Here is a 2548-nt window from a genome sequence, read left to right as displayed (position 1 = left end):
CCGGCTGTGGTTTTGGTGGGTGTTCGGCAGCGGGGTTCTGTGGGGGTTCGGGGGGGGGGGGGGGGGGGGGGGGGGGGGGGGGGGGGGGTCCCCCCCCCCCCCCCCCCCCCCCCCCGACCCGTTCGCCGACGGCTCAGCAGCCCTTGCTCAGCGGCCCTTGCGCAGCGGGTTGATCACCCCGAACGCCCCGGTCAGCGTGGACGGGTCGACGAAGGAGCCGCCCGGCCCGTGGGTGCGGACGAAGTTGTTCACCAGCCCGGAGAACGACGGGTCCACCTTCGCCCGGTACGCCGCCAGCAGGTTCACCCGCTCCGGCGTGGACAGCTCCTGCTCGGCGCGCAGCTGGTGGCTGCGCGAGAGGTGGTACATGCCCTCGACGGTGTAGCCGGCGTCCAGCCAGCCCTGCCACAGCGCGTCGCGGTCCGCCTCCTGCCCGGCGAAGTGCTCCAGCGCGCGCGGCCGCGGCTCGGTCGGGGCCACGGGCGCCGGCACCCCGGCGGTCGGCACCGGCTCGGCCCGCAGCTCGACCCGCCGCCCGCTCAGGTAGAGCACCGAAACGCCCTTGCGGACACAGAAGTTGAGCGCCTGCGCGGCCTGGTCGACGACCGCCTCGGCCTTGTCGTTGAGCGAGGTGTTGCACAGGATCGGCACCCCGGTCGCGGCCCGGAAGGCGTCCAGCGCCCGGTGCAGCCGCGGGTTGGACGCCGCGGTGACGGTCTGGTGCCGGGCCGAGCCGTCCAGGTGGACGATCGCGGGCACCAGCTCCCGCACCTGCGGCCGGACCTGCACGGCCTCCAGCATGTACGGCGACTCGCGGTCGGAGGCGAACCAGTCGCCCGCGTGCTCGGCCATCACCATCGGCGCGACCGGCCGCCACCACTGGCGCCGCTTGTACTCGTTCAGCAGGTCCTTGACCTTCGGCGAGCGCGGGTCGCCGAGCAGGCTGCGGTGGCCCAGCGCGCGCGGCCCGAGCTCGGCCCGGCCGTCCACCCAGGCGACCACGCCGTCCGAGACGTCGGCGACGAAGCGCTCGTCCTCGAAGTCCGTCACCGAGACGATCCACGGCGCGAACTCGGCCAGCGCCTCCTCGGTGTCCAGGACGTCCCGGCCGTAGTACGGGGAGGTGATCCGCAGCCCGGAGCCGTCGAGCGCGCCGGCCCCGTACAGGCCGAGCAGGCCCAGGCCGATGCCCTGGCCGGAGTCGTTGGCGCACGGCGGGGTGACCAGGCCGCGGAAGCCGAAGCGGTCCATCAGCAGGGTGTTGGTGGGGCAGTTGAGCGCGTAGCCGCCGGTGGTGGCCAGGTGGGTGTCCTCGGCGCGGATGCCGCCGACCTCCAGCAGCCGCTCCACGTTGCGGATCGCGACGCCCTCGCAGCAGCGCTGGATCACCTTCATCACGGCGCTGCGCAGGTGGTCCTCGCGGCTGAGCGAGTCGTCCAGCTCCGCGTCGGCGAGCTGCTCCTCGGCGGCGTCCACCACCGAGCGCACCAGGTCGTGGGCGGCCTTCCAGGGCTGGGTCGCCGAGCCGCCGAAGAAGGTGACCCCGGCGATCGCGGCCTCGGCGTCGAACTCGATCGCGGCCGTCGAGGCGGAGGCGAGCGCCATCAGCGAGCCCGGCTCCAGCCCGAACACCGTCTCGGCCGCGGTGTACAGCGGCCCGGGGGACTCCACCGGCTCGAAGGTGATCTCGCCCTGCTTCACCACACAGCCCGCGTACCAGTACGGGTTGGGGCGGCTCTCCTGGGCGTAGTCGGGCAGCGCGTCGATCGCCAGGCCGACGATCTGCCCCTCGCGGAACAGCGGGACGTCCCGCAGCACGCCGCTGAACAGGTGCGCCAGGCTGTGCAGCGGGAAGTCCTCGGCCCCGGCCGGCTTGGGCACCGGCTGCGCCTTCGGCAGGCCGGGCGTGCCCCAAGTGGCGGTGACGTCGTCGAGGGTCAGCCCCTCCTCGGCCAGCAGCGCCGACAGGAAGGCCGCCGAGCGGCTCTCGGTGTACAGCGGCCAGAAATGGTGCTTCTGCCCGCTGACCCGCTCCAGTTCCCAGACCCGGACGAGTTCGACGTCCGCCCCGTCCCGGCGCCACAGCGCGACGTTCTGGTCGTGCCGGACCGAGAAGACCGCACCCGGCCCCGGCGGCGTGAGATAGGCGGAAAGGAAATGCTCGGCCACGGTTACCTCTTATTCCTCGGTCTGCCAGGTTCTGTCAGGACGAGGTATTTCCGGCCCGTGCGCGAAGGGATGTCCCGGGATTTCCGGTACCCCGCCCGGGCCGGCCGCCTGCCCCCGGCACCAGCGACTACCCGGTCATTCGACCACGCGTGCGGAGGCCCGGTACATACTGAAATCCCCGTTTACGCACGGCCCCGGGCCCGGGCGTACGCATGCGCAGCGGGGGCCTCGGCGGCCTCCCGGCAGAACGGCCCGGGGGGGGGGGGGGGGGGGGGGGGGGGGGGGGGGGGGGGGGGGGGGGGGGGGGGTGGTTTTCTGGTGCGGTGTGGGGGAAAAAGAAAAAAAACCACACCACCCCCCCCCAAAGAAAAAGGAACAA

Annotated in this window: 1 protein-coding gene; it reads right to left on the bottom strand. The window is 73.3% G+C overall.

The window, feature by feature from the left end:
* Window positions 1–147: 147 nt before the first annotated feature.
* Window positions 148–2169 (bottom strand): carbamoyltransferase C-terminal domain-containing protein, encoded by a 2022-nt coding sequence (locus tag ACZ4W5_RS37930; protein WP_360237853.1) that lies wholly within the window; start codon window positions 2167–2169, stop codon window positions 148–150.
* Between the last annotated feature and the right edge of the window lie 379 nt (window positions 2170–2548).

Source organism: Kitasatospora sp. NPDC029367 (genome assembly GCF_055569135.1).
Note: the sequence above shows the minus strand (reverse complement) of the source record. Positions and strands in the feature narration are given on the sequence as shown.